This window comes from Shewanella gelidii (genome assembly GCF_014647855.1).
GTDB classification, from domain to species: Bacteria; Pseudomonadota; Gammaproteobacteria; order Enterobacterales; family Shewanellaceae; genus Shewanella; species Shewanella gelidii.
Genome location: NZ_BMPZ01000030.1, coordinates 1 through 1,088 on the forward strand (window position 1 = coordinate 1; position 1,088 = coordinate 1,088).

The 1,088-nt window shown below is 51.7% G+C and carries 1 protein-coding gene; it reads left to right on the forward strand.

Features of this window, described 5'->3' with window-relative positions; genetic code table 11:
- Positions 1-20: 20 nt before the first annotated feature.
- Positions 21-1,088 (forward strand): MtrB/PioB family outer membrane beta-barrel protein (locus tag IEY18_RS17295; RefSeq protein ID WP_188923131.1); only part of this gene is annotated, 1,068 nt, incomplete at its 3' end.

Genomic DNA, 1,088 nt, shown 5'->3' on the forward strand with positions numbered 1-1,088 from the left:
GTTAATTAGGAGTGAATGTTATGCGTTTTCAATTAAGTCTCATCACTCTGTCTTTGATGGCTGCGACAGGGGCAGCCACTCCAACCTCAGTGCTTGCTGCTGACTTTGGTGTCCACAAAGCCAACACCAGTACCGTCAAAACTCGCGATTATCAGTGCAAACGCTGCACGGTGACGACGGGCTATCAAGGGGAGCTCAGTGTGGGCGTAGCTTATACCGATGCTGATGATATCCACGCCGCCAATGCGCTCAATAGTGAAGATGGCACCAGCGGGGTACTCAATGGGGATATCCGTTATCAGGATGACGCTGGTTATCAAGCCAAGCTATACGCCAAAGACATGGGTCTTGCCAATAGCCGCGCGCGGATAGAGGCGGGTCAGTCCGGCAGTTTTGAGGTGGCCGCGGATTATCGTCAGCTCACTCATTATCAAGCCGGTCATGCCCAAAGCCAGCTTTGGTACAGTGATGGCACTCTGACCCCGGATGTCGCGACGCAAATCCAAGAATTGTCTTTGCAACGCAAGAAAGTGGGGGTTGAGGCCCTGCTGCAAACACGTCTTGGCAGTCAGGACTACGCCGCCTTTGCTCGTTATCACAGCGAGCGCAAGCAAGGCCATCAAAGTCGCAGTCTTGTCATGCCAGCACCGGTGAACTTTGGTCTCCCAGTGGATAGCCAAACCGACACCCTACAAAGTGGCATACAGGTAAAAGGCCAAGACTGGCTTAGCGAATTAAGCTATCAGCTCAGTCAGTATGACAATGACATCAACCGCTTGAGCCTGCCTTATCTGGATGATGTGTATCAAAGCGCCCCAGACAATCAAGCACACCAAGTTGCTTTCAAAGGTCAGTATCGACTTGAGCAAACTGTTGTAAGTGCTCACTTATCCCAAGGGCGCATGATTCAGGATGAACAGCTGGTGCAGATGGCAGGCAATCCGGTGCAAAACTGGGATGGTCAAATCGATACGCTCGACGGCCAGTTGCGTTTGACATCTCTGCTGTCAAACAAGCTACGAGTCGGCGCCAGTGTTAATTATAGCGAGCGAGATAACCAAAGCTCGGTTTGGGATTTTGCCCAGCTC